Here is a 26545-nt window from a genome sequence, read left to right as displayed (position 1 = left end):
CGGGCCGCCATGCTCAGCCGATGATCGAACGAATCCTCCCCTACGCCGGCGGGAAAGACGTGGCCGCGTCCCGGGAGTTCTACGTCGGCGTGCTCGGCCTCGAAGTCGCCATGGACGACCCCGTCCTGTGCCTGCGCTCCCCCGGCAATCCCACGGCCCAGCTCATCATTCCCCCGCACGGCACGGAAAAGCCGGACTTCGGGATCGACGTGGGCACGGCGGCGGCGGTCGACGCGGCGCACGCCGAGGCCGTCCGCCGCGGGCTGCGGGTGGTCTACCCCCTTACCGACGAGCCGTGGGGCGTGCGCCGCTTCTTCGTCGAGGACCCCGGCGGCTCGGTGGTCAACGTCCTCGCCCACCTCGAGCCCGGCTGACCTACCGGCGGCGGGCGATCGCCACCCCGGCCAGGCAGATCGCGCCGCCGAGCAGGCCGTAGACGGTCGGGACCTCGGCGAGCAGCAGCCACGACAGCAGCACCGACACGGCGGGCACGGCGTAGGTCGTCGCGCTGAGGCGGCCCGCGTCCATCCGCCGCAACGCGTAGGCCCAGGCGGTGAAACCGATCGCGGTCGGGAACAGGCCGAGGTAGACCACACCGGCCACGGCACCGGCCGGGGCGGCGCCCAGTTCCGCGACCAGCCGAGGTGCCCAGGGCAGCAGCACCACGGTGCCGATGAGGCAGCCGAGCCAGATCGCGGTCAGCCCGTCCACCGCGCGCAGGGTCAGCTTCTGCACCAGCACACCGGAGGCGTACAGCACGGCCGCGAGTACACAAAGGACCACGCCGAGCCAGTCGCGCTGGGAGTCCGCGCCCGCCGCGATGACGGCCACACCGCCCATCGCCACCAGTGAGCCGAGGATCAGCGGCCGCGAGTAGCCCTCGCCGAGGACCTTCCCGGCCGCGACGGCGACCAGCAGCGGCGCGATGTTCACCAGCAGCGCCGCGGTACCCGCGTCCACGTGCCGTTCGGCGGCGTTGAGCGCGACGGTGTAGCCCGCGAGCCAGAGCACGGCGTACACGGAGATCAGCAGCAGGGATTTGCGCGCCGGCAGCACGACCGGGGTCCGGCGGTGGCGGAGCAGCACGAAGAAGGTGAGCGCGACGGCCGCGACGGCGAGCCGGGCCAGTGCCATCGGCGCGGGCGAGATCGTGTGCCCGACATCGCGGATGGCGACGAAGGCCGAGGCCCACAGCACCACGGTGAGCACCACGGCCGCGGCGGTCTTGACGGTGTCCGGCGCGCGGCCGGCGGGAACGGCGGGGGTGGTCTGGAGTTCGGTCACGCGGCCATCGTCACCCGCCAGGTTTGGACAGCACAAGCGATTAATACTGCATGATTGTTAAGTCACGCTGTACAGTTGACGGCATGCTGGACCTCCTCAGACTCCGCGTCCTGCGTGCGGTCATCGCCACCGGCTCGATCCGGGCGAGCGCCACCGCGCTCGGCTACACCCCGTCCGCGGTGAGCCAGCACCTCGCCACGCTGCAACGGGAAACCGGGCTCCGGCTGTTCGAACGAGCCGGGCGCGGAATCGAAGCGACGGCCGCGGGACGGACTCTGGCCGCCGAAGCCGAGACCCTGTTCGAGGCGCTGAGCCAGCTCGAGCAGGTGGTCGGCGACCTGCGGGCCGGACGGGTCGGCAGCCTGTCGATCGGCTACTTCGGCTCGGCGGGTGAAAGCTGGCTGGCACCGGTGGTGGCCACCCTGCGGGCCGAATTCCCGGAACTGCGCCTGGACCTGCGCATGACCGAGTTCACCGGCGGCGACCCGGACGTGGACATCTTCGTCGAGGACGCCTCGGTCGAACGAGCCGCCCACGTCGAGGTGCACCGGCTCGTCGACGACCCCTACCTCGCCGTCGTCCGCACCGACGACCCGCTCGCCGGGTCGTCGGAGGTGCCGCTCGCCGACCTGGCCGAACGTTCCTGGGTGGACAACGACCTGCGGCAGGGCGCCTGCCGCCAGATCCTGCTCGCCGCGTGCGCGCAGGCTGGGTTCTCCCCCAGCTTCGCCGTCGAGACCCACGACTACCGGACCGCGATCTCCTTCGTGGCCACCGGAATCGGCATCACGGTGATCCCGGAGCTGGGCATCCGCGAGCTTCCCGGCGGCCTGACCACGGTCCCGGTGGTCGCCCCCCGGCCGGTGCGGCACATCAGCGCCGCGGTGAAGAAGTCCGTTGTGGACCATCCGGCCGCGCGCCGGACCGTCGATTTGCTGAAGACCTTGATCGGCTGAGCGCGTCGGCGAGGCCCTGCGGATCTTCGCCCGGACGCCGAGGTCGAGCTATCAGCTCTCCTTATGGTGGTCTTCGCGATTGCCGTCTACCGGGGGCGATCTTGGTGTGTTCTGCTCTCGCAGCACGGCGTGGCCGCGACGAGGCGGCCTGGCGGGAGAGGATTCGCACGTTGATTGTGTTGCACACGGCCATCGCGATTGTCGTCGTGGTGCTGCTCATCCTGGTGACCCGGGTGGACCCGGTGATCGCACTGGTCGTCGGCTCGCTCTACCTGGGGCTCACCGGCGGACTCGGGTTCGACGGCACCATCAAGGCCATCGCCGGGGGATTCGGCGACATCATGGCGGAAGTCGGTCTGCTCATCGGCTTCGGCGTCCTGCTGGGCTCGTTGCTGCATTCGATGGGCGCCCTGCGGAAACTGGTCGAACTGCTGATCCGTGGATTGGGACCACGCAAGATCCCCCACGTTCTCGGCGTGGTGCTCAGCACCATTTTCCCGTCCATCTACGTGGACGTGCAATTGGTGCTCGCCGCCCCACTGGCCCGCGCGGCCGCGCCCCGGATGGGCCGCGACGGGCTCGCGATGATGGGCGGCGCGCTCACCGCCGGGATCCTGGTCGGCTATGTGTTCGTGGTGCCGGGACTCGGCACGGTCGCCATCGCCGGACTGCTCCACCTGCCGCTCGGCACCATGCTCGTCTACGGCTTCGTGCTCGGCCCGATCACCGTCGTGCTCACCATGCTGGTCTATGGCTGGCTGCTCAAGCGCGGGTTCTGGAACGCGGCCAAGGACGAGGTCGCCGACGTGATCCCGCTGGAAGCCGAAGAAACCGAGGAACCGGTGCGGACCAGGCTGCCGCTGGCCGTCTCGCTCCTGCCGATCGTGGTCCCGCTGCTGCTCATCGCGACCGGCGCGATCACCGAGGCCGCCGGCGTGGGGTCCAGCGTGCTCGCCTTCCTCGGGGATCCCGTGTTCGCCCTGTTCGTCGGCCTGCTCGGCGCCTACCTGCCGGCGCGCCGGACGCTCGGCCGGGAGCGGGTCGCCGAGTCGATGACCAAGGGGTTCAACTCGACCGGGCAGATCCTGCTGATCACCGGCGTCGGCGGCTCGCTGGGCGCGGTCATCGGCAAGACCGGGCTGGAGGACGTGCTCGGCGGCTTCTTCTCCGCCGAAGCCGGGGTGCCCGTGGTGGTGACGATCCTGCTCGCGTGGCTGGTCGCGGCCGTGCTGCACCTGGCCATCGGCTCGATCTCCGTCGCCGCCATCACCGCCGCGGGCATCCTGGCCCCGATCATGGGCGGGCTCGACGTGCCACCCGCGGTGCTCGGCCTCGCCATCGGCTCCGGCGCGTTGTTCGCCCTGCACGTGAACAGCAATTTCTTCTGGATGTTCCAGACCATGCTCGGTGTCACCACGCGAGGCGCGTTGAAGGCGCTCACCTTCGTCACGGCTCTCGCTTCCGTGGTCTCCCTCGTGCTCGTCTCGGCCCTCAGTTTCGTGGTCTGACCCTTTTCTTCTCGACAGAAAGCCGGATATGCAGCCCCTTCGTGGTGTGACCGTGGTTTCGCTGGAACAGGCGATCGCCGCTCCCTATGCCAGCCGCCACCTCGCCGATCTCGGTGCCCGGGTGATCAAGGTGGAACGGCCGGGGGCCGGCGATTTCGCCCGCGCCTACGACACCCGCGTCAACGGCCTGAGCTCCCATTTCGTCTGGGTGAACCGGAACAAGGAATCACTCACCCTGGACATCAAGAAACCCCGCGGGAAGGAGGTCCTGCGCCGGCTGCTGGCCGACGCCGACGTGTTCATCCAGAACCTCGCACCCGGCGCGGCCGCCCGCGCCGGGCTCGGCGCCGAGGAACTGCGGGCCGAGCACCCGCGGCTGATCGTCTGCGACATCTCCGGCTACGGCACGCCGGGCCCGTACAAGACGATGAAGGCCTACGACCTGATGGTGCAGAGCGAAGCCGGGCTGCTCTCGGTCACCGGCAACGGCGACGACCTGGCCAAGGCGGGCATCTCGGTCTCCGACATCGCCGCGGGCATGTACGCCTACAGCTCCATCCTCGCCGCCCTGCTCGAACGCGGCCGGACCGGGAAGGGCGCGCACCTCGACGTGTCCATGCTCGAGGCCACTGTGGAGTGGATGGGTTTCCCGCTCTACTACGCCTACGACGGCGCCCCGCCGCCGGTGCGGGCCGGGGCCGCGCACGCGACCATCTACCCCTACGGCCCCTTCGAAGCCGGGGACGGCGGCGTGGTGATGATGAGCATCCAGAACGACCGCGAGTGGCGGGCCTTCTGCGAGCGGTTCCTGGGCCGCCCGGAACTCGCCACCGATCCCGACTACGCCACCAACGCCGACCGCAACACCCACCGGGAGGCGCTGGGCGCGCTCATCTCCGCCCGGTTCGCGGCGCTGACCGGCGCTGAGGCGATGGACCTGCTCGCGGCGATCCCGGTCGCGCACGCCAGGGTCAACTCGATGGCCGAGGTCTGGGCGCACCCGCAACTCGCCGCGCGCGGGCGCTGGCACGAGGTCGGCACGCCGGCGGGCCCGGTCCCGTCGCTCTCGCTGCCGGGCCTGGTCAGCGACGAGCCGCGCATGGATCCCGTACCGGAACTCGGCGAGCACACCCGCTCGATCCTCGCCGAACTGGGCCTGGCCGAAGCGGACATCGACGCGCTGATCGAGGAGGGCGCGGCGTGACCGGGTCGCTCGCCACAGCGGTCAGCTGGCTGTTCGTGCCCGCCACCCGGCCGGAGCGGTTCGCCAAGGCGGCGGCCGGCGGCGCCGACGTGGTGATCATCGACCTGGAAGACGCCGTGGCGCCGGCGGACAAGGCCACCGCCCGAGTCGCCCTGCGGGAGCACTGGCCGGTGGAGTCGCCGGTGCCGGTCGTCGTGCGGGTCAACGCCATCGGCACGCCGGAAGCCACGGAGGACCTGGCCGCGTGCCGTGCGCTGGCTCCGGCCGCCGTCGTGTTGCCCAAGGCGGAGAGCGCCGAGGACGTGCGGGCCGCCGCCGAGGCGGCCGGGGCCGCAGTGCTGCCGTTGATCGAGTCGGCACGGGGGCTGGTGAACCTGGCCGGGATCGTCGCCGCCGGGCCGGTGGTCCGATTGCTCTTCGGCAGCATCGATCTCGGGCTCGACCTGGGCGTGACCGCGGACGCGGCGCTCGACCCGTCGCGCAGCGATCTCGTGCGCTGGTCGGTGGTGGGTTCGCTGCCCGCCCCGGTCGACGGGGTGAGCACGGCCATCCGGGACACCGACGCCGTCAGGCGGGACGGGGCACGGGCGAAGGCCTGGGGATTCGGCGGCAAGCTCTGCATTCATCCCGTACAGGTGCCCCTGGTCCACGCCGCTTTCGCGCCGCCGGAAGCCGAAGTGGACTGGGCGCGGCGGGTGCTGGCCGCCGACCGCGGAGGGGCGGCGGCGGTGGACGGTGAGATGATCGATCGTCCGGTCGTCGAGCGGGCCAGGCGGATTCTCCGGGAGGCGGAGCGGGCCCGGTGAGGGAGGGTGGGAGCGTGGACATCGCCCATCTGCGCGACCTCATCGCCGTCGTCGAATCGGGCAGCCTGTCGCGCGCGGCCACGCGGCTGCACGTCTCGCAGCCCGCGATCAGCCAGCGGATGGCGCAGCTGGAAGCACACCTGGGCGTGCGCCTGCTGGACCGGGGGCCGCGTGGTGTGGTGCCCACTTCGGCGGGCCGGGCGCTGTACCGCGACGCCCAGCAGTTGGTACGGCAGTTCGACCGGCTGTCCGAGACCGCGGCCGACGGACGGCACCACATCCACGGCCCGGTCGCCGTCGGCCTGCCGACGACGGTGGCCACGCCGCTGGCCGCGGCCCTGTTCTCGTGGACCAAGGCGCGGCATCCGGGGATCCACCTGCAGTTGTTCGAGTCGATGAGCGGGTACATCCACGAGCTGCTGCTGGTCGGCAGGCTCGACCTGGCCGCGGTCTACCCCGAAACCGACGCGCCACGGCCGGGTGAGACGCCGCTGTACTCGGAGGAGCTGTACCTGATCGGCCAGCCGACGCCGAGGCCACGGTCGGACGACGAGATTTCGCTGGTGGAGCTGCGATCGGTGCCGCTGGTGACCCCCGGCGGCCGCAGCAACCTGCGCACGCTGATCGACCGCGCGTTCGCCGCGCACGGCCTGGCGCCGACCGTGGTCGCCGACGTGGAATCACTCGGGACCATGGTGCGCATCGCCGAAAGCGGGGAAGCGTGCACGATCCTGCCGCTGTCCGTCGTCGCCGGGCACGGTGACCCCCGCGACCTGGGTGTCCGGCGGATCACCGACCCCGGTCTGCGGCGGCACGTGGCCGTCCGGGCTTCCACCGAACTCTACGAACCCCGGGACTCGGTGGCCGCGGTGCGGGAAGGAATCGTCGAAGTGACCAGGGAACTGGCCGCGGAAGGCCGCTGGCCCGGCATTCGACTGTCCTCAGTGGACTAAATCCGTCGGCGCGGCAGGTCCCCGGGTGACGGGGTGCGTCACCCGGGGACCTGGTGTCAGGCCGAGGCCAGGAAGAACATGACGATGCCGATCAGCGCGAGCACTTCGACGATGGCGAAGGTGGTCCACGCCAGGCTGAGCAGCTTGCCCTGCGCTTCCGGCTGACGGGCGGTCCCGTTGATGACCGCGGCGAAGATGAGGCCCACACCGATACCGGGCCCGATGGCCCCCAGGCCATAACCGATGGCCGCGAGGCCGGGGTTGAGGTCGACGGCGGCTTGGGCGAGAACCAGACTGTTCATCGGAATTCCCTTTCGTGGATCCGCGTACTCCTGGCTCCTCCAGAATGGCGGATCTTCCCCGGCCACCGCCACCTGCGCTCAGGTGGCCCGAGCCACTCCCCGGCCCCGGAAAGCGGTGCCGGGAAAGGAACCGTCCTCATCGGACACATCACGGATGACGTCCGGCGGGGGCGGAGGTTGCTTTCGGGGGGCCAATCCCACATCCACGCATCGCGGGCACCCACTGGAACATCTTTCTTGTGTCAGGAATTCACCAGGCGGGAGGAGAACACCATGCGGAACAGGCGAGTGGCGCTCGGGACGACGGCGGTAGCGGGGGTTTTCGCGCTGGCGGCCTGCGGTTCGGGCACCGCGGCCCCGCAACCGCAGCAGCCGCAGACCGGTGGAGGTGGCGCCGCGCCGAAGCTGGTCAGCGACGAGAGCACGCCGAGGTGCGGCACCGCCGATCTGTCCGTCGCACTCGGCGTGCCCGAGCAGCGCGAAGAGGGCTCCGGCCAGTACGAAGTGCCGCTGACCTACACGAACACCTCCGGGCAGACCTGCGGCCTCCACGGCGTCCCCGGCGTCGACCTGGTCGGGCCGGACGACCCGATGGGCACCGTCTACCACCTGCCGAGGGTGGACAACGGCGTGCCCGCCAACGACGTCCCCGCCGGGAAGACGGCGACCGCGACCATCACCGTGCTGACCCCGGCGCCCGAAGCGGGCCCCGGCTGGACGCCGACGCACCTCGTCACCATCCCGCCGGGCCAGACCGAGCCGCTGAGCGTCGACTGGCCGTCGGACCTGCCGGTGCTGCGCCAGGACGCGGCCACCCACCCGGGCACCTACGTCAACGGCATCCTCGCCGACCCGCGGTGAACGCCGTCGGGGCTCAGGATCGCGAGCCGGTGTTGATCCGGTAGGTGACCAGTGACCGGGCGGGCACGGTGGCGGTGAACCCACCGTCGCCGATGCGCACCGGCGCCTGTGCCGCGGTGTCGTGGGTGCCATCGGTCAGGTACGGGATGGCGGCTCCCTTGGTGACCCCGGTGTTCGGCAGGCTGTACGAAACCGGGACGGCACTGCTGCCGGTGTTCAGGGCCACCACGGCGAGCGAGCCGTCGGGATTGCGGAAAGCGGACAGCGACAGGTTCGCGTCGCCGGTGGTGGCCCCGATACGGGTGGCTTCCGGCCGGATGAACCGGCTGTAGTTCGCCAGTGCCCACAGTCGTTTGGACACGCGGTAGCCGTCGCCGTTCATCTGGATCAGCCCGCGGGTGGCGCCCACCGAGGCGCCGTACCAGTAGACGTAACCGGCGGCGTTCCCGGTGGTGAGCGCGGTGTGCACGGCCTGGGCGATGGTGATGCCGTCGTATCCGCTGCCGTCGTCCCAGTTCTCGTTCCAAGTCGTGCCGTTCGGCGACCACTCCGACATCCACGTCGGGCGGGTGGTCGGCAGCGGGCCGGTGACCGGGCTGGCGTAGGTGTGCCCGGTGTGCGTGGCGACCAGGTCGCGCGCCACCGGGTCGGCCTCGATCGCGGTGGTGTAAGGGCGCTGGTGGTTCCAGCCGAAGGAATCGCAGCAGGCCACCGCCAGCCCGGCCTTCGCCGCGATCGGCCCGAGCACCTTGGTGAATTCGACCGCCTGCGCCGGGGTGAACCGCATCGAGGAGTAGGTGGCGGTGTAGTCCGGTTCGTTGGTGAAGCCGAGATCGGTGACCCGGATGCCTTCGCCCGCGTAGAACTCCGCGTACTTGACCAGGTAGTCGGCGTAGGCGGTCCGCCAGTCACCGCTCGCGCAGGACGTGCCGGAGAGCCCGCAGAGCGTGCCGCCGTTCGCCTCGTCGCCGTTGGTCTTCATGTAGCCGGGCGCGCTCCAGGCGTTGGCGTAGAAGCGCTCCACGCCGTACGCCTTGGCTTCCTTCGCCAGCCACACCTGGCTTTCGTCGTCACCGTCCCAGACGTACTGGGGTTCCGCGTTCGGCCCACCCGGGTCCACGGGCTGGATCGACGACGCGGGTGTGGAAACGATGTGCAGCCGCAGGATGGACAGGCCCGCTCCCCCGGTCCGGGAGAGCAGCAGGTCGAGCAGTTCGCGTTGTTTCGGCGCGGACAGTCCTTCCGAGCCACGCATGATGTCCGCACGGGCGAACGCCTCGGAGAACCCGAAGCCGTCGATCGGCTGGTGCAGGCGCGCGCCGTCGATGATCGCCGACGACGCGCCCTGCGCTCCGGCCGGGGCGACGCCCGCGCAGAGAGCGGCCAGCACCGCGACGGCCGTGGATCCGTGGAGCAGTCGCCGCAGTGAGCCGGCCATGGTACGTCCTTTCCTTCGAGCGCCGCGGAATCAGCCGATGGCGAAGCTGGGGTGCGGCGGCTGGTTGTAGCCCGAGTTCTGCCACGCGACCGCCAGGCGGTACTGGCGGTCCTGCATCAGCGACGGACGGCTGATGCTCGTGCTGTCGGTGGTGGAGTAGATCCGCAGTGCCCGGTTGTCCGTGGTGCGCCAGATGACTTCTTCGCGCCAGTCACCGAGGATGTCGGCGGACAGCGCGGGGGTGGCCTTCGTGCCGTTGTTCGACGCGACGCCGGAACCGGTGAGCAGGCGGGTGTCGCCGCCGGTGCCGTACTTGTCGATGTGCGTGCCGTCGAGCAGTTCGCGTTGCGCGTCGCCGTCCCACCAGAGCACGAAGTTGATCGAGCCGGGTTTGCGGGAGGCGACCTGGTTCCCGTTGGTGCCACTGCGAAGCCCGCCGACGGAGGCGGACCACGCCTCGGCACCGGCGTTGCCGGACCAGATGTCCGCGGCCACCGCGCGCCCGTTGTCGCAGCCGCAGGAGGGCGCGCTCCAGATGAGCTGCCCGGTGCGGGCGTCACCCATCCAGTGCGTGGGCTCGCTGGTCCACTCCGAAGGCTTGAACACCTCCAGGCCCGCGCGGGACGGGATGAAGTCGCCGACGTGGTAGGCGTCGCCGTGGTGGGTGTTGTTCTGCCACAGGCCCCAGCCGTTGTCGTCGATCGCCATCGAGCCGTACATGATCTCGTCGCGGCCGTCGGCGTCCACATCGGCGATCGAGAGCTGGTGGTTGCCCTTGCCGGTCCACGCTTCGCCGTTGGTCGACGAGTTGGAGTCGAAGGTCCACCGCCGGGTGAGCTGGCCATCGCGGAAGTCCCACGCGGCGACCACGGACCGGGTGTAGTACCCGCGGGCCATGATGATGCTGGGCCGCGAACCGTCCACATAGGCCGTGCCCGCCAGGAAGCGGTCGACGCGGTTGCCGTAGTTGTCGCCCCAGGAGGCGACGTTCCCGCGCGGGGGCGCGTAGTCCACGGTGGCCAGCACGGCGCCGTCCGTGCCGCGGAAGACCGACAGGAACTCGGGTCCGGCAAGGACGTAACCGCTGGAGTTGCGGTGGTCGGCACTCGAGCTGCCGATCACCTGGCCGGTGCCGGACCGGGTGCCGTCGGCGGTCTTCACCGCCACCTCGGCACGGCCGTCACCGTCGTAGTCGAACACTTGGAACTGCGTGTAGTGCGCACCGGACCGGATGTTGCGGCCGAGGTCGACGCGCCACAGCCGGGTGCCGTTCAGCTCGTAGGCGTCCAGGTAGGTGTTCCCGGTGTAGCCGGACTGCGAGTTGTCCTTGGCGTTGCTGGGTTCCCACTTCAGCACGAGCTCGTACTGGCCGTCGCCGTCGAGGTCGCCGACGCTGGCGTCGTTGGCGTTGTAGGTGTAGCTCTCGCCGGACGGCGTGGTGCCGCCGGGCGGAATCTGCAGCGGCACGTCCATCGACGACGCCATGGGGAACACCAGCGACTCTTCGGCCGCGGCGGTCCGCTGTTCGGCGCCGTTCACCACGGGGTGCACGGTGTAGCGCGACTCCCCCGGCGCTCCTTCGTCGAGCCAGCTGGTCACGCCGGTGACCTGGGTGAGGTGGGTGCCGTCGCGGTAGACGTTGAAGACCGCTCCGGCCGGGTCGGCGGCGAGCAGTCGCCAGCTGACGAAGTTCCCCTTCTCCGAGCGGACGCTGATCAGGCCGCGGTCGAGTTTCTCCGTGGTGGACGGGGCGGCGGGGGTCGCCTGCACCGGCGCGCTGAGCAACGCGCCGAACAGGACGAGCACCGCGCCGAAGGTCGCTGGGCGCGCGGTTCTGGGCATGGGCATCGGCTGAACTCCGAATCGCGTGGGTACGTGAGATCGGGTTCGGCCCCGCTGCCGGAGACGGAGCCGGCGGGCTGTTGGGAGCGCTCACAGTATTACCGCGTCTGCCCGCGTGTCAACGGTTGATCACCCATCGTCACGGGCGTCGAGCCGATCGAAGTCGCCCCCGCCTTCGCTTTGGCCGCCGCGCTGGTCTCGGCCTCACCGGGCCGAGGTCGCCTACCCCGAGGCCGGCGTCACGCCTCCGAACGGGGAACGAGCAGGCCGCGGTTGAACGCCTCGCTGACCGCGGCGGCGCGGTCGCCGACATCCAGCTTGCCGTAGATGTTCAGCAGGTGGGACTTCACCGTGGCCTCGGTGATGAACAGCCTCGCCGCCGCCTCGCGGTTCGTGGCGCCGGCCGCCACCAGCTGGAGCACTTCGAGTTCGCGCGGGCTGAGCGGGCCCGCGGCGGACGAGCGCACCCGGTTCATCAGCAGGGCCGCCGCCGAGGGCGCGAGCACCGCTTCACCCCTTGCTGTGGCGCGAACCGCCCGCAGGAGTTCGTCACCGGGGGCATCCTTGAGCAGGTAACCGGTGGCGCCCGCCTCGATCGCGGGCAGCACGTGGCTGTCGGTGTCGTACGTGGTCAGCACCAGCACGCGCGTGCCGAGACCGGCCAGCTCCCTCGTCGCGCGCACACCGTCCATGCCGGGCATGCGCAGGTCCATCAGGACCACGTCGGGCCGCAGTCGACCGGCGAGCCGGACCGCCTCGGCGCCATCGGCGGCCTCACCGACCACCTCGCACTCCGGATCGCGCGAGAACATACTGCTCAACCCGTCACGCACCACGGGATGATCGTCGACGATCAGCAGCCGGATCACGACGAACACCCCGCGGCCGGGACGCGCGCCGAAATGCCGGTCCCGGCACCAGGTTCGGACTCGATCTGCAGCGTGCCGGACAGCCCCTCGATCCGCTGCCGCATCGCGACGAGCCCGAAACCGGAGCCGGTGGCGTCCGGATCGAATCCGCCGCCGTCGTCACGGACGTCCAGCGCCACCTCGCAGTCCAAATAGGACAACGTCACCCCCACCCGGCTCGCCAGCGCGTGCTTGGCCACATTGGACAGTGCTTCCTGGGCCGCCCGGAGCAGGGCGACCTCGGCCTCCGGTCGCAACGGACGGGCGGTCCCCGTCGTCGTCACCTGGACCGGGACGTCGTGCAGCGCCGACCAGCGATCGGCCACGCTCGCCAGCGCTTCCTCCAATCGCGCCGTCCGCAGCGGCTCCGGGCGCAGTGCGTCCACTGATCGCCGCGCCTCGGTGAGGCTTTCCCGCGCGAGCCCGGTCGCGGCGGCGAGGTGCCGGTTCCGGCTCGCGGCATCGTCACCCGCGTGCTCGGCCGCGCGGAGCTGGCTGATGATGCCGGTGAGCCCTTGCGCCAGCGTGTCGTGGATTTCGCGTGCCATGCGCTGCCGCTCGTCGTGCACGCCCGCGTTCCTGGCCTGCACCACGAGTTGTTCGTGCAGCGCCGCGTTCTCCACCAGCGACTCCTCCAGCCTGCGATTCGCCTCACGCGCCTCGTCCAGCGCCCGCACGCGTTCCTCGTTCCGCAGGTCGCCGCGCCGGGCGTACCAGGCGAAAGCGCACAAGGGGATCACGTTCGCGGCCACGACCGCGACGTAGGTGAGCAGCCCCAGGTGCGTGCTGCGGTCCACGGCGTAGGCCTGCGCGGTGCCCGCCAGCACCGCCACCGCCCCGACCCCGGCCAGTTGCCACGGCCACGGCAGGACCCGGAACGCGTACAGGTACGCGGCCGGGGTGAAGAAGCCGAACCACGGCGCCCGGAGTACCAGCACCGCCAGGAGCACGACCAGCACGGCGAAGAACACCGCCATCACGCGCGGGCGTTCCCGCCAGGCGGGGTGCCGGTTGACCACGTACAGCCACCCCGCCACCAGCGCGCACAGAACCAGGTCGGCGACCGGGGACCGGCCGTCCGCCCACCGGATGGGCACCGTGGCCACGGCCAGGACCGCCAGCAGCGCGTAGGGCACGACGCGCAGCACCACACCGTCCATCCCCGCGCTCCTCCCGGGCTCTCGCCCGCCCATGATGGCCGGTCAGGCGGGCGGTTCGACGGCCAGGGCGTGCCGGAACAACCCGCGCGGGTCCCAGCGGGCCTTGATCCGCTGCAGGCGCGGGTAGTTCTCCTTGTAGTAGAGCGTGCGCCCCGGCACGCCGGAGGTGTTCCACGCCGGATCGACCAGGTCGTTGTCCGGGTAGTTGATGTAGGAGCCGTCGTTGACCTCGTCCGGCACCGGCACGCCACCCGTGGCCGCGTACACGTCGCGGTAGAAGTGGCGGACCCAGGCGAGGTTGGCCGCGTCCCCGCCCTCGTCGGCCCAGGTCGTGTAGTAGACCGCCTTCATCACCACGTCTCGCTGGGCGACGGCGGTGGCCTCCGGCGCCACCGCACGCACCTGGCCGCCGTAGCCGATCAGCAGCATCCCGGCTTCCCCGGCCGCGGTGTCGTCGGTCAGGTGCCGGTATGCCGTGGCGAGTTGCTCGTCGGTCAGCGACCGGCGCAGGTACGCGGCCTTGTTCTTGTACCGGCGGGTGCCCGCGTCGCCCGCTTCACCGGTGCCCGGCCAGGTCATCTTGTGCAGCCACGGCATCGTCTGCCGAGAGTTATGGATCGGCTCGACACCGGTTCCGGCGGTCACCGCGGCGACGAACTCGGTCACCAGCCCGTCCGCGCCGGGCAGGCCCGCGTCGATCTGCACAGCGAGCGAGAAGTACCCGGAATTCCGGTGCGACAACAGAAGGATCGCGTACAGCCCGGCGGACGGCGAGCCGGGTTCGCTGTGGCTTTCGTGCCAGGCGCCGAAGTTGCGCAGGAGCGTGGTGAACGTCTGCTCGGTCATGCCCTCCCACGCCCAGGCGACCACGCATTCCAGCATCTCGCGCGGCGACGCGGGCAGCAGGCGCGACGGGTCGCCGGTGGCACCGGGTGAGCGCAGCCAGTACCGGGTGACCACGCCGAAGTTGCCGCCGCCCCCGCCGGTGTGCGCCCACCACAGGTCACGGTTCGGGTCGCCGGGTTCGCGGGTGGCGACCACCGCGCGGGCACCGCCGTCCCGGTCGGCCACCACGACTTCCACGCCGTACAGGTGGTCGACCACCGAGCCGTACCGGCGGGACAACGCGCCGTACCCGCCGCCCGCGAAGTGCCCGCCCGCGCCGACCGCCGGGCAGCTGCCGCCGGGGACGGTCACGCCCCAGCCCTTGAACAACGCCCGGTACACCTGCCCGAGCGTGGCACCCGGACGCACCTCGAACGCGCGCATGGCCGGGTCGTAGCCGACCGCGTCCATCGGGGAGACGTCCAGCAGCACCCGCACCCCGGGGTCCGCGGTGAAGTCCTCGAAGCAGTGGCCACCGCTGCGCACCGCGACCCGGCGGCCGGTCCGCGCGGCTTCGGTCACCGCGCCCACCACCTGCTCGGTCGACGCGGCCACGCGGATCTCGTCCGGCCGGCCCGCGAAGCGGAAGTTGTTGCCCCGCAACAGGCTTTCGTACCGCGGATCCCCCGGCCGGATCTTCACCGCCGGGGCGGGCGCCGAGGCGGCCGCGTGCCCGGTCACCACCGCGCCACCCGCCACCGCGCCCGCCCCGGCGAGCACCAGCCGCCGGCTCACCTGGTTGCGTCCACTCATCCCGATCCCCTTCACGTGCTCCGGCTCAGGTGCTCACCGTCGCAGCGCGGGGACCGGGCGCACATCAGCCGGGCTGCCGGGAGGGCGGCTGAACCGCCGCCCCCACCGGACGGCTGAGCCGCACCCACCGATCGGCTGAGCCCGGGCTCACTGGTAGAAGGCCGCGATGAGGTCCGCGTTATTGGTGGCGACCACGTTCCGCTTGACCTTCATCGACGGGGTCAGCTCGCCGGACTCGATGCTGAGGTCGTGGTCGAGGATCTCCCATTTCTTCACCGTCTCCCAGCGGTTGAGGCCCGCGTTGAGCTGGTCGACGTAGCCCGCCACCATCGCGCGTGCCTCGTCCGAGCGGACGAGCTCCGAGTAGCTCTTGCCTGCCATGCCGTTCTCCCCCGCCCAGGACGCCATGGCGTCGGGGTCGAGGGTGATCAGCGCGACCACGAAGTTGCGCTCGGCGCCGAAGACCAGGAACTGGCTGGCGTACGGGCAGATCGCGGCGAACTTGGACTCGATCGAGGTGGGCGCCACGTACTTGCCGCCGGAGGTCTTGAACAGGTCCTTGAGGCGGCCGGTGATGGTCAGGAAGCCGTCCTCGTCGAGGCTGCCCTTGTCCCCGGTGCGCAGCCAGCCGTCCTCGGTGAACGCGGCGGCCGTCTCCTCGGGGAGGTTGTGGTAGCCCTCCATCACGTGCGGGCCGCGCAGCAGCACCTCGTCGTTCTCGCCGATCCTGACCTCGGCACCGGGCAGCGCGCGCCCGACCGTGCCGAACTTGTTGGTGTCCGGGTGGTTCACCGCGGCACCGGCGGTGTTCTCGGTCATGCCGTAGCCCTCGAGGATGAGGATGCCCGCGGCGTTGAACCACTGCGCGATCTCGCGGTTGAGCGCCGCCGAGCCCGAGATGAAGAACCGCACCCGGCCGCCGAAGCGGTCCCGCACCTTGCTGAAGACGAGCTTGTCGAACAACGCGTGCTTGACCTTGAGCGGCAGCGGCACCGCCTTGCCCTCGCGCCGGAGTTCGGCCACCCGCAGGCCCGTTTCGAAGGCCTTGTGGAAGATCTTCTCCTTCGCGCCGCCCTCGGCGGCCTGCATGGTCTGGATGCGCCCGTAGGCCTTCTCGAAGATGCGTGGCGCCGCACCCATGAAGGTCGGCTTCACCTCGGCGCAGTTGTCGACGATCTTGTCCACCCGGCCGTCGATCGCCGTGGCGAACCCGCAGGCGAGCTGCGAAGAGAGCAGCACCTTGCCGAACGCGTGGGCCATCGGCAACCACAGCAGCTGCAGGTCCTGCTCGCTGAGGATGTCCTGAACCTTGATCGCCGCGCCCTCGTAGACCCAGCCGCGGTGCCGCAGCCGGACGCCCTTGGGCTTGCCGGTGGTGCCGGAGGTGTAGATCAGGGTGGCCAGCTGGTCGGGCTTGATCGCCGCGGCCGTGGTCTCGATGACGTCGGGGTGCTCGGCGAGGTAGGCGTCGCCGAGCTCGCCCAGCGCGTCGAGCGTGATCACCGAGTCGCCGTCGGCGGTGCCGTCGAAGGTCACCACCTTCACCAGCTCGGGCAGGGACCCGCGGTGCTCCACGATCTTCGCGAGCTGCTCGTCGTCCTCGGCGAAGAGCACGCGGCACTGCGAGTCGCCCAGGATGTAGGCCGTGTCACCGGCGTTCGTGGTCGGGTAGACCGTGGTGGTCGCACCACCGGCGCACATCACCGCCAGATCGGCGAGGATCCACTCGTAGCGGGTGTTCGACGCGATGCCGACGCGCTGCTCCTGCTCCACGCCGAGCGCGAGCAGTCCGGCGGCCAGCCTGCGGACCTCGTCGCTGGTCTGCCGCCAGGTCACCGACGCCCAGCCCTCGCCCCGTGGGTAGCGGAAGGCCTCGAGGTCCGGGGTCTGCGCGACCCGGTTGAGGAACTGGACGGCCACGTTGGGGTCGAGCCGGTCGACGAAATCGGCGGTCATGGGGCTCCTTGTCTCGGGGGATTTCGGGGGGTGGATCAGCGGCCCGTCCAGACCGGCGGCCGGCGCTCGGCGAAGGCCGCCACGCCTTCACGCGCGTCCTCGGACAGCAACACCGGACCGGCCAGCTCGCTCTGGCGGGCGAACCCCTCGCCATCGTCCCAGGTGACGGCGGCGTCGATCATTTCCTTTCCGACACGAACCGAGAGCGGCGCGTTGGCGGCGATCCTGCCCGCCATGCCCAGCGCCGCGCCGAGCGCGGTCCCGGCGGGCACGACCTGGTTGACCAGGCCGAGTTCGGCGAGCCGGGCGGCGGGCAGCGGTTCGGCGACCAGCGCGAGTTCGAGCGCGATGCTCCGGGGCAGCCTGGTGGCCGTCCGCCAGAGCCCGCCCGCCGCGGCCAGGAGGCCCCGTTTCGCCTCGGGGAGCCCGAAGACCGCGTCGTCGGCGGCCACGATGAAGTCGGCGCAGAGCGCCAGTTCGAAGCCACCGGCCAGCGCGGCGCCTTCGACCGCGGCGATGGTCGGCTTCACCGGCGGCTCGGCGGTCAGCCCCAGCGGACCGCGGCGGTCGGTGACCGGTACGGCTCCCCGGTTCGCCTCGGCCAGGTCCATCCCGGCGCAGAACGTGCCCCCGGCGCCGGTCAGCACGAGCACGCGCACGGTCGGGTCGGCTTCCGCGTCGTCGACCGCCTGCTCCAGGGCGAGTGCCAGGCGCCGGTCCACCGCGTTCCGGACCCGGGGACGGTCCAGCGTGATGACCACGACCTCGCCGTTCGCGCCGTGGCGGCTGGTGCGCACGGGTGCGTCCGGTGGCGGTGGCAGTTCCTGGCGGTCGGTGTCGACGACCTCGATCCGGCCGTCGGTCACGCGGACACGCCGGCGCACGAGATCGGTCTCACGCAGGTCCGGCTCCTCGTTGCGCAGCAGCACGCGCGAGCCGTCCTCGGCGAGCACGCTCAGCAGCAGCGCTTCGGGTTCTCCGTCGCCGCGGTGGACGAGGGTGGTCGCCTCGACCACGCCGGTGCCGTCCAATTCGGTCGACGCGGGGCGGGTGGCCGGGCGGTCGAAAGCCGGGCGGAGATGGGCGAACGCCTTCTCCGGCGGGGTCGCGGAGTAGAGGCCGACGGAATGCTTGGTCGCGTACCACCCGAGCGAGGTGGTCAGCCCGACCTCGGCCGGGGCGTCCCGGAGCCGCGGGACGATCGTGGCCACCGCGTGGGTGCCGTAGTTGTTGCCGGGCCCACCGGCCGAGGTGAGGCCGCCGGTCACGCTCAGCGGGCGTGACGGGTCGTCCCACGGCAGCCCGAGCGCGTTCGCCGCGAGCTGGACCGCCGAGGGGAAGCACGAGTACAGGTCCACCGGGCCGAGGTCGTCCACCGAGACGCCCGCGTGGCCGAGGGCCGCGGCACCGGCCGCCGCGATGGCGGGAGACTCGGCGAGGTCGGCGCGCTCGGAGACGAACCACTGCTCGGTGGCCGAGGCCCCGGCGTGCACGAACACCCAGCGGTCCTGCGGGATGCCCGCCGCGTGGGCCGCCGCGACGCTGGTGACCACCAGCGCGGCGGCCAGGTCGACCTGCAGGTTCGCGCACATCAGCTTGGTATACGGATCGCTGACCCAGCGGTTCCGCTCGCCCGGGGTCGCGATCTCCTCCGGGGTGCGCGGGGTCGGGTCCCACGCGTACGGGTTCGAGGCGGCCACTTCCGACATCCGCGACCAGAGTCCGGCGATCCGGGCGCGGTGCTCGTCGGGGTCGCCGCCTTCGCGGCCACGCAGAGCCGACTCCAGCAGCGGGTAGACGAAGATCGGCGCACCGAGTCCCACGGCGGTCTCGGCTTCGTTGTTGGCGGGCCGGTCCTGCCCGATCTTCCGGTCGGGCGCGGCGTCGCCGGAATGCCGGGTCCAGCTGGGTTCGGTGCCCGCGCGCTGCAACGCGGCCATGGTGGCGCCTGCTTCCGCACCCGAGATGAGCGCGATCCCGGCCCGGCCGTCGACGATCTCCTGGGCGGCGTCGTTGACCGCGAGCTGCCCGCCGTCGCCGCCCTGGGCGCTGGTCTGCACGGTCGTCGCGCGCGAGGCACCGACGAGTTCGGCGACCGCGCCAGCCTGATCGGCGTAGCTCCACGAAGCGCTCGGCACGGCGTAGACGAGGTCGGCCTGGGCCAGCAGGTCGATCGCGGCACCCGAGTCGCGGGCCGCCTCCCGCAGCGCCTCGGCGGCCAGGTCGACCGGCTCGCGGGGGGCGTCCAGGTCCGGCCGCCGGTTGACCACCTGCCCGACGCCCACCACCACCGGCGTGTGCGGATCGAGGAACCGGCCGGTCCGCTCGTGGCGGATCGGCTCGTCCGGGACCGACAGCCGCCTGCCCGGAGCGCCCTGCGCGAGCGCCGCGAGCGCGGAGATGGAGTCGGCGAGGGCGAGTTCGACGCTGCGCACGGCCGTCGACCCGACGGGCCCGCGCACCGGCGCCCCGTCCAGGGCGCCGTCCAGGCGGATGACCGTGCCCTCCGGTGCCGGGCGCACCGTGCACCAGAGCCCCAGGGTGATGCCCATCGGGCCGGTCCCGCGGAGGGCGAACCCCTCGTCGTCCGCGCGCTCGACCACCCACCTCGCCTGCGCGGGGATGTCCATCAGCCGGATCTGCTGCACGAACTCCCCGCCCGGCTCGATCCGCTCGGGACGCTCGCCACGCCAGGCCGCGTGCAGGGTGAGCCACTCGTGAGCGCGACCGAGGTCGCGGGCGAGGTCGACGACCACGGCGGGCTCGGCGGCGATCGCGCCCAGCGCGGTGACGTGCCGGGCGTAGCCGTCCACTCCGGACGGCGCGGGCACCTCCGGCAGCTCGGCCGCCGGTCGCCGTCGTGCGATGGCGTTGCGCACGAGCGCGGTCACGACGGAACGGGCAGCGCGCAACGCACCGGGGCGCTTGCTCATCGATCACCTTCCACAAAGCAGTCCGACCAGACTGTTTCGCGATCGTGCCATTAGAGTGGCGCGGTGTCCACACCCCGCCCGCCCCAGCAGGACCGCGCCACGGCGACCCGCGCCCGGGTGATCGAGGCGGCGTACGCGTGCCTGCTGGACGGCGGTTACGCGGCCACCACGGTCGGCGCGGTGCAACAGCGGGCCGGGGTCGCCCGCGGCACGCTGCTGCACCACTTCCCCACCCGCGCGACGCTGATGGCCGCCGTGGTCGACGACCTCGCCGACCGCCGGATCTCCGTGCTCGACGGCGATCCCCCGGCGGAGTCCGGTTGGGACGGTGTGGTCGACCTGGTCTGGCGCGATCTGCAGAGCCCGGCTTTCGCCGCGGCGCTGGAGTTGTGGGTCGCTTCGCGGACCGATCCCGAACTGCGGGCCGCCCTCGCCCCGGTGCAGCGGCGGGTGTTCACCTCGATCCGCCGCGCCATCACCGCCTTCGTCGGCGAGGACGACCCCCGCGTCCCGACCCTGGCGCAGTTCACCGTGGACCTGCTGACCGGCACGGCATTGAGCCGCGTGGTCGACCCCGGCGCCGACGTGTCGGTGGTGATCGACCGGTGGAAGCGCACGCTCGCCGTGCTCAGCTCCGGGGACGCCGTTTCATCGGGAATTCATCGCCCGTCCCTACCCTGACCGTCCATGACGGAGAGCGGCCTCGCGCCCGATGGATCAGCGTCGGCCCTCGCCGCGGCCCACGACCTCGGCGAGTGGGCGCAGGCGACGTATGTGGCGAAGAAAAGGCTGTTCTCCCAACGCTGGGCGGACGCCCGCCTGCACTTTTTCGCGCGGGGCCTGGTGATCACCGGCCCCGACGGCTTCGAAGCCGCCTACGACTGGGCATCGGCGCGCGTGCTGCAAAGCATCACCACCGTCAACGGCGGCGTGGCCGACGCCCGGTACACCCTCATCGACCCCGGCGGCGCCGCCGTCTCCATCGGCCGCGGCAACGACCTCCTGCTCGCCCGCCAGCGCGACCGGCTCGGCATCACCACCCTCGTGCGCGGCGCCCCGTTCACCTACGAAGGCACGTGGGGCCCGCACATCCAGCAGAGCATCACCGAAGCGCAGTCCCCCGGCACGCTGGCCGCCCTCACCCGCGGCGGAACCGCCGACTTCGGCCCCGTCAAGCTGACCCGCGAGGGCGTCTCGGTCAAGAACCGGGCCGCCGCCTGGCCGGACCTCGAAGGCGTCCACCCCAGCAACGGCCTCCTCACCTTCGCCGGCGCCCACCGCCTGGCCCTACCCCCGGTGCCGACCCACGAGATCATCAACCTGTACTTGCTGCTGGACCTGTGCCGCCAATTAGGACGAACACAATAGCGCCCTTCCATCGTCGCAACAATGACACTTCAGTGTGAACAATTGCCCATAACTCCAGTGTCGACGACGAGGAACAACTGGACAAATAGTTGACAGGTCAAGGTCAACTTCGCCCAGCAGGTGACGAACCGCTCCGTTCACCGGTTGCAATGGACGGACGCGGCGTCGAAGGCAGGGCAGAGAGTGGGACCAGTGTTCAGGGAACGGCTCGGGCGAAGGATGGACTCCCTTTCGGTCACATCTTCACCACATCCGCCGACGACACCGGGCCTATTTCTGCACTCGGTACCGCCGAGCATGGCGAACGAGTGAGAAAGAACAGTGTTGCGTCACACGACCGCGGGTCGCCGATCTCCGTACCGAAAGCGCAGCCAAGTACGACAACAGGGGCGGGCGGCAGCACAGTGAGGATTGTTGGCACGGAAGAGACGACGACTGGGCTTTCGCCCGCCGTTTCATGCATACTGTTCGGCTCGCCACCAGAACGGCGGGCCTCGTCTGCGACATGCGTTCGAGTCACGACGGTTCTGAGGAAGGCGACCACGCCATGACACAAGACATCAGCGCCGACCGGCTGCGCCTGGTCCGCACCAAGGCCGAGGAGTGGGCAACCGCACTCATCGACCTCAGTTCACGAAATCTGCTGCTGCACTTCAAGCACACCAAGACGGCGAGTCTCGACCTTTCGCAAAGCGAGCCGGCGGCACTGGAGAAGTTGCTGAAGGGGGCCGCCGTCAAGTTGACCACCCTGTTCCCCGAACCTGAGCGGCACAAGGACGCTTGCCAGCGCGCCCGCAACTTGCGACGCAAGATCACCGCCTTCGAAGAGGAGCAGGGAGTCGACGTCGGGAAGCTCGCTCACGGCCTGGTCCGCGCCAACGCGCCCGTGAGCCGGGGCACCACCCCCGTGCCGCCCTTGCGCGCCCCCTTACTGCTGCGCACCGTGCAGATAGACGCGCGGACCATCACGGAGAACGACTTCGTGCTCCAAGCAGCCGACGACGTCGAGATCAATCCCGTGCTGCTGCACGCTCTCGACCGGAAGTACGGCTTGGAGGTGGACCGAGAACGCCTCAGTGCCGACGCCGAGGCCGTACTCGCCAGTACCGACGACCCGGCCGAGCAAGTCGACGGCGTTTTCCAGCTGATCGAGGCGCTCACCGAGGGACAAGGCACCGTGGCCGAACTGGAACGATCGACCGTGATCGGCTTGTTCAACTACGAAAAGCTGCCCATGGTGGACGACCTCAACCGGGCGACGGAACTGCTGGCTTCCCACGACCTCATCGCCGCCATCGCGGGCTATCAGCCAGCGGTGGCAGATCTCCGCGCGGAAGCCGACGCCTATACCGCTCCCGCGCCGGACGATATCCCGCCATCGGGCGAATTCTTCGTGCAGGACGCCGACTCGTCCCAGCAGCGCGCCATCCTCACCGCACTGGCCGGGCACCACGTGCTGATCGAGGGGCCGCCGGGAACGGGGAAGAGCCAGACCATCGCCAACATCATCGCGGGTGCTTCCGCGCAGGGCAAACGGGTGTTGTTCGTAGCCGAGAAGCGCGCCGCCATCGAAGCTGTCACGGAGCGCCTGGCCGCGGCCGGACTCGACGACCTCGTGTTCGACCTCCACCAGCAGAAACTGGACAAGAAGCAAGTCGCCCAGCAGCTTCAGCACAGCCTGGACGCGGCCACCCGGCAACGGCCCGTCGAGAACAACGGCCTCCACGACCGGTTGGCACATCGCCGTCAGGTGCTGCGCGCATACTCCGACGAGTTGCACCGGGTGAGGGCACCATGGGGCCTGAGCGCCTACCAGGTACTGGACAGGTTGGTACGGGTGCGGAAGCCGCGAACCGGCCGGACCTTCCGCGGTTCCACCCTGCGGGCTCTGGATCAGTCCACTGTGGATTCGCTGAGCCAGGACCTGCGTGAGTTCGTCGAAGCCGGTGGCCTTCGAGTGGTCCGGATGGAGACTCCTTGGTGGCAGGCGGACATCCGGGACGAGCACGACATCGAGAAGGTGCTGTACGAACTCGACTCGCTGACCACCAAGACGTTGAACGAGGGACAACGCGGTATGCACGCGCTGCTCCGGCAGACCGGGTTGCCCGTGCCCCATGACCTGGCCGGTTGGCAACAGGTGCTCGTCCTGCTCGACGGCGTGCACCGGAGTGTCACGGCCTTCGGTCCCGACGTCTTCGGCACCCACCTCGACTCGTGGTGCTGCGCTACGGCACCGCGAGCCGAACGGAGTCGGTACGGCGCCAAACTCTCCTGGTCAGCACGGCGGAGCTTGCTCAAGCAGATCAGAGCGGCGTCGCAGGACCACATCACGCGGAAGAAGGCACTCCACGCCAAGCTGAGGGAGGTCACCGACCAGCGGGATCACTGGCGTCAACTGGGTGGCTCGCAGGTCAGGCCCGCCGAAGTGGTGGACCTGCAACGCGTCTCGGACACCTTCCAGGTCCTCCGCGACCAGCTGACGGCGGTGGCGATGTGCGCTCGGCTGGCGGATGTGGAGAAGCGGCCCACCGACGAGGTCGAGTCACATCTCGAAGCGCTGAAGGCCGACGAGGCGATGCTCTGGCAGATGCCGAAGATCACCAGGATGATCGAGGAGTTCCAGCGGCTCGGCCTGATGGACCTGATCGACGAAGCGGCCCGCTCGCAGGCGACCGGCGACCAGGCGTGGGCCATGTTCGAGGACGCCTGGCTCAGGTCGCTGCTCGACGAGTTCAAGCTGCGGGTGCCCGCCCTCCGCGAGTTCGTCGGTGAACAGCAGACCCGCTTGGTGTCGGAATTCCGTGATGCCGACGCCGAGCACCGGGACAGCTCGGCTCAGCGAGTGCGGTGGGCGGTGGCCAGAGCGCTGCGGCAGGCACGGGATGAGTTCCCGGACCAGACCCGGCTGCTGAAGACCCAGGCGAGCAAGAAGACCAGGCACCTGCCCATCCGCAAGCTGGTCGAAAAGAGCTCCGACGTCCTGCTCGCGCTGCGTCCGTGCTGGGCGATGTCGCCGCTGGTGGTCAGCAAGACCCTGCCCGCCGCTCAGCTCTTCGATCTGGTGGTCTTCGACGAAGCGAGCCAGATCGAACCCCACGACGCGATCACGTCGGTGGCCCGCGGCCGTCGGCTGGTGGTGGCCGGAGACGACAAGCAGCTCCCGCCGACGAACTTCTTCGGCCGCCTCCTCGACGGCGCGGACAATCCGGGCGACGACGAAGAGAGCGACGACATCAAGGACTACGACTCGATCCTGATGGTGATGCGCGCGCTGGTCCCGAACAAGGAAATGCTGCGGTGGCACTACCGCAGTCGTGACGAGCGGCTGATCGCCTTCTCGAACCAGGAGATCTACGCGAATCAACTGGTGACCTTCCCCGGTGCCTTCCGGGAAACGCCGGTGACCCTCGACGTGGTGGACGGCATCGCGTCGCCCGGGCAGGACGGCTCCGCACCTGCCGAGATCGAGCGCGTGATCCAACTGGTCCTCGCCCACGCCGAGCAGCGCCCCGGTGAAAGCCTCGGGGTCATCACGCTGGGGCAGACGCACATGGACCGGGTCGAAGCTGCTGTCCGGACGGCCGTGCGGGAACGGCCCGATCTCCAGGCCTTCTTCAGCGAGGACGCCGGCCCTGGGCGCCGCTTCTTCGTGAAGAACCTCGAGCGCGTGCAGGGTGACGAGCGCGACGCCATCATCCTCACCGTCGGCGTGGCGAAGAAGGCCAATGGGACGCTGGCCCGTACCGGTTTCGGCCCGTTGAACAGTGAAAGCGGGACCCGCCGGTGGAATGTCGCGGTCACCCGCGCCAAACGCCGGATGACGGTGGTCAGTTCCTTCGGTCCTGCCGACCTCACACCATCGGACACCGTGACCGGTACCGAACTGCTGCGACGGTACCTCGAATTCGCCCAGGCCCAGAACGTCATCGAGAATGTCGGCCGGCGAGAAGGGGCCGAGCTCAACGGCTTCGAACTCGACATCGAGGCCGCATTGCGGGAGCGCGGGATCACCGTCCACTCGCAGTGGGGTTTCTCCGGCTACCGGATCGACTTCGCGCTGGCGCACCGTGATCAACCCGGGCGGATGGTGCTCGCGGTCGAGGCCGACGGAGACTCCTACCATCGCACCTACAGCACCCGGGACAGGGATCGCCTGCGGCAGAACCACCTGGAGAACCTCGGCTGGCGGTTCCACCGGGTGTGGTCGTCCGCCTGGTACGCCGATCGCACCGGTGAGACCGATCGCATCGTGAAAGCCTGGGAGGAAGCCATGCTCCACGGTGATCGAGAACCCGAGCCGGCCCCCCGGCCCGTCGCCGGCACCCCGGCTTCGGCGGCTTCAAAGCGCGGACCTCGGCCGCCGGTACGTCCGGGCTTGAAGATCCAGGAGTACAGCCACGCGCAGCTCACCGAGATCTGTGGCTGGCTGATGACCGACCAGCTCTTGCTCGACCGCGAGGATCGGATCGAGCAGGTCCTGCGCGAGCTGGGCTTCCAGCGTCGTGGTTCACGCATCGTCGAGCGGCTGGGCCACGCGGTCGACGCCGCTCAGCGGCAAGCGGATCGGGAGATGAACTGATGCTTCCCTTGGATGACAGCACCGCCGAGCGTCTCGCCAGGGTCATCGTCGACATGGAAGGACCGTACGAGCGCAAGGGATACCAGCTCGAACAGCTCCTCAAGCGCGCGGGCTGGGCTGATCCCCCGGAGTATGACGGCTCGCCGCGCATTGCCTGGCTCGCCGAGAACCTGATCGATCGCAGGGACGAACACGGCGATATCGAGCGGCTCTTGTGCCGGGTCTGCGACCCGGTCGAGTACGACGACGGCATGGTCTCCGCGGACGAGTTCCGCGCCGTGGTGAACGACAAGCTGGCGGTGGAACAACTCGTCATCTCCTACATCGGTGGCCGGGCCGTACTCGGCGAACTCAGCTCCGACAGCGGGAAGCCGATCTTCTCGGTGCCGGCAGACCTCGACAACCGGCTGCGCCGACTCATCACCGACTCCATCGCGGTCGACCTGCTGATGAGCCGGGTGCGCGAGACCGTGCTCTGCGAGGAAAGTGGCGCCCACACCATGGCGATCATCGGGATCGGCAGCTTCGTCGAGGGACTGCTGTACTCGCTGCTGATCGAGCGAGACGAGGAAATCCGGGCGAAAGGCTTCCTGGGCCGGGACGGCAAGTACCAGCGACCCGACCGAGCCAGCCTGGCTCTGCTGATCGACGTCGCCCATGAAAAGGAGTGGATACAGCTGGACGCGAAGGACTTCATGCAGAACGTCCGCCATTTCCGGAACTTCGTGCATCCCCGCGCGGAATTGGCGCAACAACCACGGTTCGACCGGGACAGCGTGGCCCTCTGCTGGGCCCCGGTCCACAACCTGCTCAATGACATCGAGGAACGCATCGGCCGCTAGCGGC

The 26545-nt window shown here is 70.3% G+C and carries 20 protein-coding genes; 11 read left to right on the top strand and 9 right to left on the bottom strand.

Translation table 11 applies throughout. The features are described 5' to 3' along the window. Positions 1-20: 20 nt before the first annotated feature. Positions 21-374: a VOC family protein gene (locus JOM49_RS24790; RefSeq protein WP_209666631.1), complete on the top strand. Its 354-nt coding sequence runs from the start codon at positions 21-23 to the stop codon at positions 372-374. Between the two features lies 1 nt (position 375). Here the strand turns inward: JOM49_RS24790 and JOM49_RS24785 are convergent, their stop codons facing one another. Further along, positions 376-1284, bottom strand: a complete 909-nt coding sequence (locus JOM49_RS24785) for a DMT family transporter (protein WP_209666630.1) — start codon at positions 1282-1284, stop codon at positions 376-378. 83 nt (positions 1285-1367) lie between these two features. Here JOM49_RS24785 and JOM49_RS24780 point away from each other — a divergent pair, with 83 nt between their 5' ends. The 5 genes from JOM49_RS24780 (at position 1368) to JOM49_RS24760 (ending at position 6711) form a co-directional block, all read left to right on the top strand. Further along, positions 1368-2240 (top strand): LysR family transcriptional regulator, encoded by an 873-nt coding sequence (locus JOM49_RS24780; protein ID WP_209666629.1) that lies wholly within the window; start codon positions 1368-1370, stop codon positions 2238-2240. 176 nt (positions 2241-2416) lie between these two features. Then, positions 2417-3748: a GntP family permease gene (locus tag JOM49_RS24775; protein ID WP_308159066.1), complete on the top strand. Its 1332-nt coding sequence runs from the start codon at positions 2417-2419 to the stop codon at positions 3746-3748. Between the two features lie 28 nt (positions 3749-3776). Next, positions 3777-4952, top strand: a complete 1176-nt coding sequence (locus JOM49_RS24770) for a CaiB/BaiF CoA transferase family protein (RefSeq protein WP_209666627.1) — start codon at positions 3777-3779, stop codon at positions 4950-4952. Further along, on the top strand, positions 4949-5758 hold the full coding sequence (locus JOM49_RS24765) for an HpcH/HpaI aldolase/citrate lyase family protein (RefSeq protein WP_209666626.1): 810 nt from the start codon (positions 4949-4951) through the stop codon (positions 5756-5758). Before JOM49_RS24770 ends, JOM49_RS24765 begins: the two co-directional genes overlap by 4 nt. A 14-nt stretch (positions 5759-5772) precedes the next feature. Further along, the gene (locus JOM49_RS24760; RefSeq protein WP_209666625.1) at positions 5773-6711 is read left to right on the top strand and encodes a LysR substrate-binding domain-containing protein; all 939 of its coding nucleotides are present in this window, start codon (positions 5773-5775) and stop codon (positions 6709-6711) included. Between the two features lie 56 nt (positions 6712-6767). On the opposite strand, the gene JOM49_RS24755 is transcribed toward JOM49_RS24760, so the two are convergent. Continuing rightward, entirely contained in the window at positions 6768-7013 is a 246-nt protein-coding gene (locus JOM49_RS24755; RefSeq protein WP_209666624.1) for an ATP synthase subunit C-like protein, read from the bottom strand. 273 nt (positions 7014-7286) lie between these two features. On the opposite strand from JOM49_RS24755, the gene JOM49_RS24750 reads away from it, so the two are divergent. Next, complete coding sequence (locus JOM49_RS24750; protein ID WP_209666623.1) at positions 7287-7874, top strand: DUF4232 domain-containing protein; 588 nt, start codon at positions 7287-7289, stop codon at positions 7872-7874. A 13-nt stretch (positions 7875-7887) separates the two neighbouring features. On the opposite strand, the gene JOM49_RS24745 is transcribed toward JOM49_RS24750, so the two are convergent. From JOM49_RS24745 to JOM49_RS24715, 7 genes are all read right to left on the bottom strand, one after another. After that, positions 7888-9312, bottom strand: a complete 1425-nt coding sequence (locus tag JOM49_RS24745) for a glycoside hydrolase family 30 protein (protein WP_209666622.1) — start codon at positions 9310-9312, stop codon at positions 7888-7890. A 30-nt stretch (positions 9313-9342) separates the two neighbouring features. Further along, positions 9343-11160, bottom strand: coding sequence for a rhamnogalacturonan lyase (locus tag JOM49_RS24740; protein ID WP_245369460.1), 1818 nt, complete (start codon positions 11158-11160; stop codon positions 9343-9345). Between the two features lie 233 nt (positions 11161-11393). Beyond that, positions 11394-12023, bottom strand: a complete 630-nt coding sequence (locus JOM49_RS24735) for a response regulator (RefSeq protein WP_209666621.1) — start codon at positions 12021-12023, stop codon at positions 11394-11396. Next, entirely contained in the window at positions 12020-13222 is a 1203-nt protein-coding gene (locus JOM49_RS24730) for a sensor histidine kinase (RefSeq protein WP_209666620.1), read from the bottom strand. Before JOM49_RS24730 ends, JOM49_RS24735 begins: the two co-directional genes overlap by 4 nt. A gap of 42 nt (positions 13223-13264) precedes the next feature. Then, a complete protein-coding gene (locus JOM49_RS24725) occupies positions 13265-14860 on the bottom strand; it encodes an FAD-binding oxidoreductase (protein WP_209666619.1) in 1596 nt (531 codons plus the stop codon). Between the two features lie 147 nt (positions 14861-15007). Beyond that, positions 15008-16816: an AMP-dependent synthetase/ligase gene (locus JOM49_RS24720; RefSeq protein ID WP_209666618.1), complete on the bottom strand. Its 1809-nt coding sequence runs from the start codon at positions 16814-16816 to the stop codon at positions 15008-15010. A gap of 35 nt (positions 16817-16851) precedes the next feature. After that, complete coding sequence (locus JOM49_RS24715; protein ID WP_209666617.1) at positions 16852-19749, bottom strand: crotonase/enoyl-CoA hydratase family protein; 2898 nt, start codon at positions 19747-19749, stop codon at positions 16852-16854. Positions 19750-19812: 63 nt separating this feature from the next. Here JOM49_RS24715 and JOM49_RS24710 point away from each other — a divergent pair, with 63 nt between their 5' ends. The 4 genes from JOM49_RS24710 (at position 19813) to JOM49_RS24695 (ending at position 26541) form a co-directional block, all read left to right on the top strand. After that, positions 19813-20430, top strand: a complete 618-nt coding sequence (locus tag JOM49_RS24710; RefSeq protein ID WP_209666616.1) for a TetR/AcrR family transcriptional regulator — start codon at positions 19813-19815, stop codon at positions 20428-20430. 6 nt (positions 20431-20436) lie between these two features. Then, positions 20437-21117 carry a hypothetical protein gene (locus JOM49_RS24705; protein WP_209666615.1) on the top strand — a complete coding sequence of 227 codons (681 nt, stop codon included), beginning with the start codon at positions 20437-20439 and terminating at the stop codon, positions 21115-21117. 547 nt (positions 21118-21664) lie between these two features. Then, positions 21665-25699, top strand: a complete 4035-nt coding sequence (locus JOM49_RS24700) for a PDDEXK-like endonuclease domain-containing protein (RefSeq protein WP_209666614.1) — start codon at positions 21665-21667, stop codon at positions 25697-25699. After that, positions 25699-26541: a hypothetical protein gene (locus tag JOM49_RS24695; RefSeq protein ID WP_209666613.1), complete on the top strand. Its 843-nt coding sequence runs from the start codon at positions 25699-25701 to the stop codon at positions 26539-26541. The genes JOM49_RS24700 and JOM49_RS24695 overlap by 1 nt, the downstream gene beginning before the upstream one ends. Positions 26542-26545 lie beyond the last annotated feature (4 nt).

The sequence above is a fragment of the Amycolatopsis magusensis genome, from assembly GCF_017875555.1.
GTDB classification, from domain to species: Bacteria; Actinomycetota; Actinomycetes; order Mycobacteriales; family Pseudonocardiaceae; genus Amycolatopsis; species Amycolatopsis magusensis.
The sequence above is the reverse complement of the archived record's forward strand: the minus strand, read 5'-3'. Positions and strand labels throughout refer to the sequence as shown.

Coding starts and splice junctions, on each gene's coding strand:
- JOM49_RS24790 (WP_209666631.1), top strand. CDS start 21: ATGATCGAACGAATCCTCCCCTACGCCGGCGGGAAAGACGTGGCCGCG.
- JOM49_RS24780 (WP_209666629.1), top strand. CDS start 1,368: ATGCTGGACCTCCTCAGACTCCGCGTCCTGCGTGCGGTCATCGCCACC.
- JOM49_RS24770 (WP_209666627.1), top strand. CDS start 3,777: ATGCAGCCCCTTCGTGGTGTGACCGTGGTTTCGCTGGAACAGGCGATC.
- JOM49_RS24755 (WP_209666624.1), bottom strand. CDS start 7,013: ATGAACAGTCTGGTTCTCGCCCAAGCCGCCGTCGACCTCAACCCCGGC.
- JOM49_RS24750 (WP_209666623.1), top strand. CDS start 7,287: ATGCGGAACAGGCGAGTGGCGCTCGGGACGACGGCGGTAGCGGGGGTT.
- JOM49_RS24745 (WP_209666622.1), bottom strand. CDS start 9,312: ATGGCCGGCTCACTGCGGCGACTGCTCCACGGATCCACGGCCGTCGCG.
- JOM49_RS24740 (WP_245369460.1), bottom strand. CDS start 11,160: ATGCCCATGCCCAGAACCGCGCGCCCAGCGACCTTCGGCGCGGTGCTC.
- JOM49_RS24730 (WP_209666620.1), bottom strand. CDS start 13,222: ATGGACGGTGTGGTGCTGCGCGTCGTGCCCTACGCGCTGCTGGCGGTC.
- JOM49_RS24725 (WP_209666619.1), bottom strand. CDS start 14,860: ATGAGTGGACGCAACCAGGTGAGCCGGCGGCTGGTGCTCGCCGGGGCG.
- JOM49_RS24720 (WP_209666618.1), bottom strand. CDS start 16,816: ATGACCGCCGATTTCGTCGACCGGCTCGACCCCAACGTGGCCGTCCAG.
- JOM49_RS24715 (WP_209666617.1), bottom strand. CDS start 19,749: ATGAGCAAGCGCCCCGGTGCGTTGCGCGCTGCCCGTTCCGTCGTGACC.
- JOM49_RS24705 (WP_209666615.1), top strand. CDS start 20,437: ATGACGGAGAGCGGCCTCGCGCCCGATGGATCAGCGTCGGCCCTCGCC.
- JOM49_RS24700 (WP_209666614.1), top strand. CDS start 21,665: ATGACACAAGACATCAGCGCCGACCGGCTGCGCCTGGTCCGCACCAAG.
- JOM49_RS24695 (WP_209666613.1), top strand. CDS start 25,699: ATGCTTCCCTTGGATGACAGCACCGCCGAGCGTCTCGCCAGGGTCATC.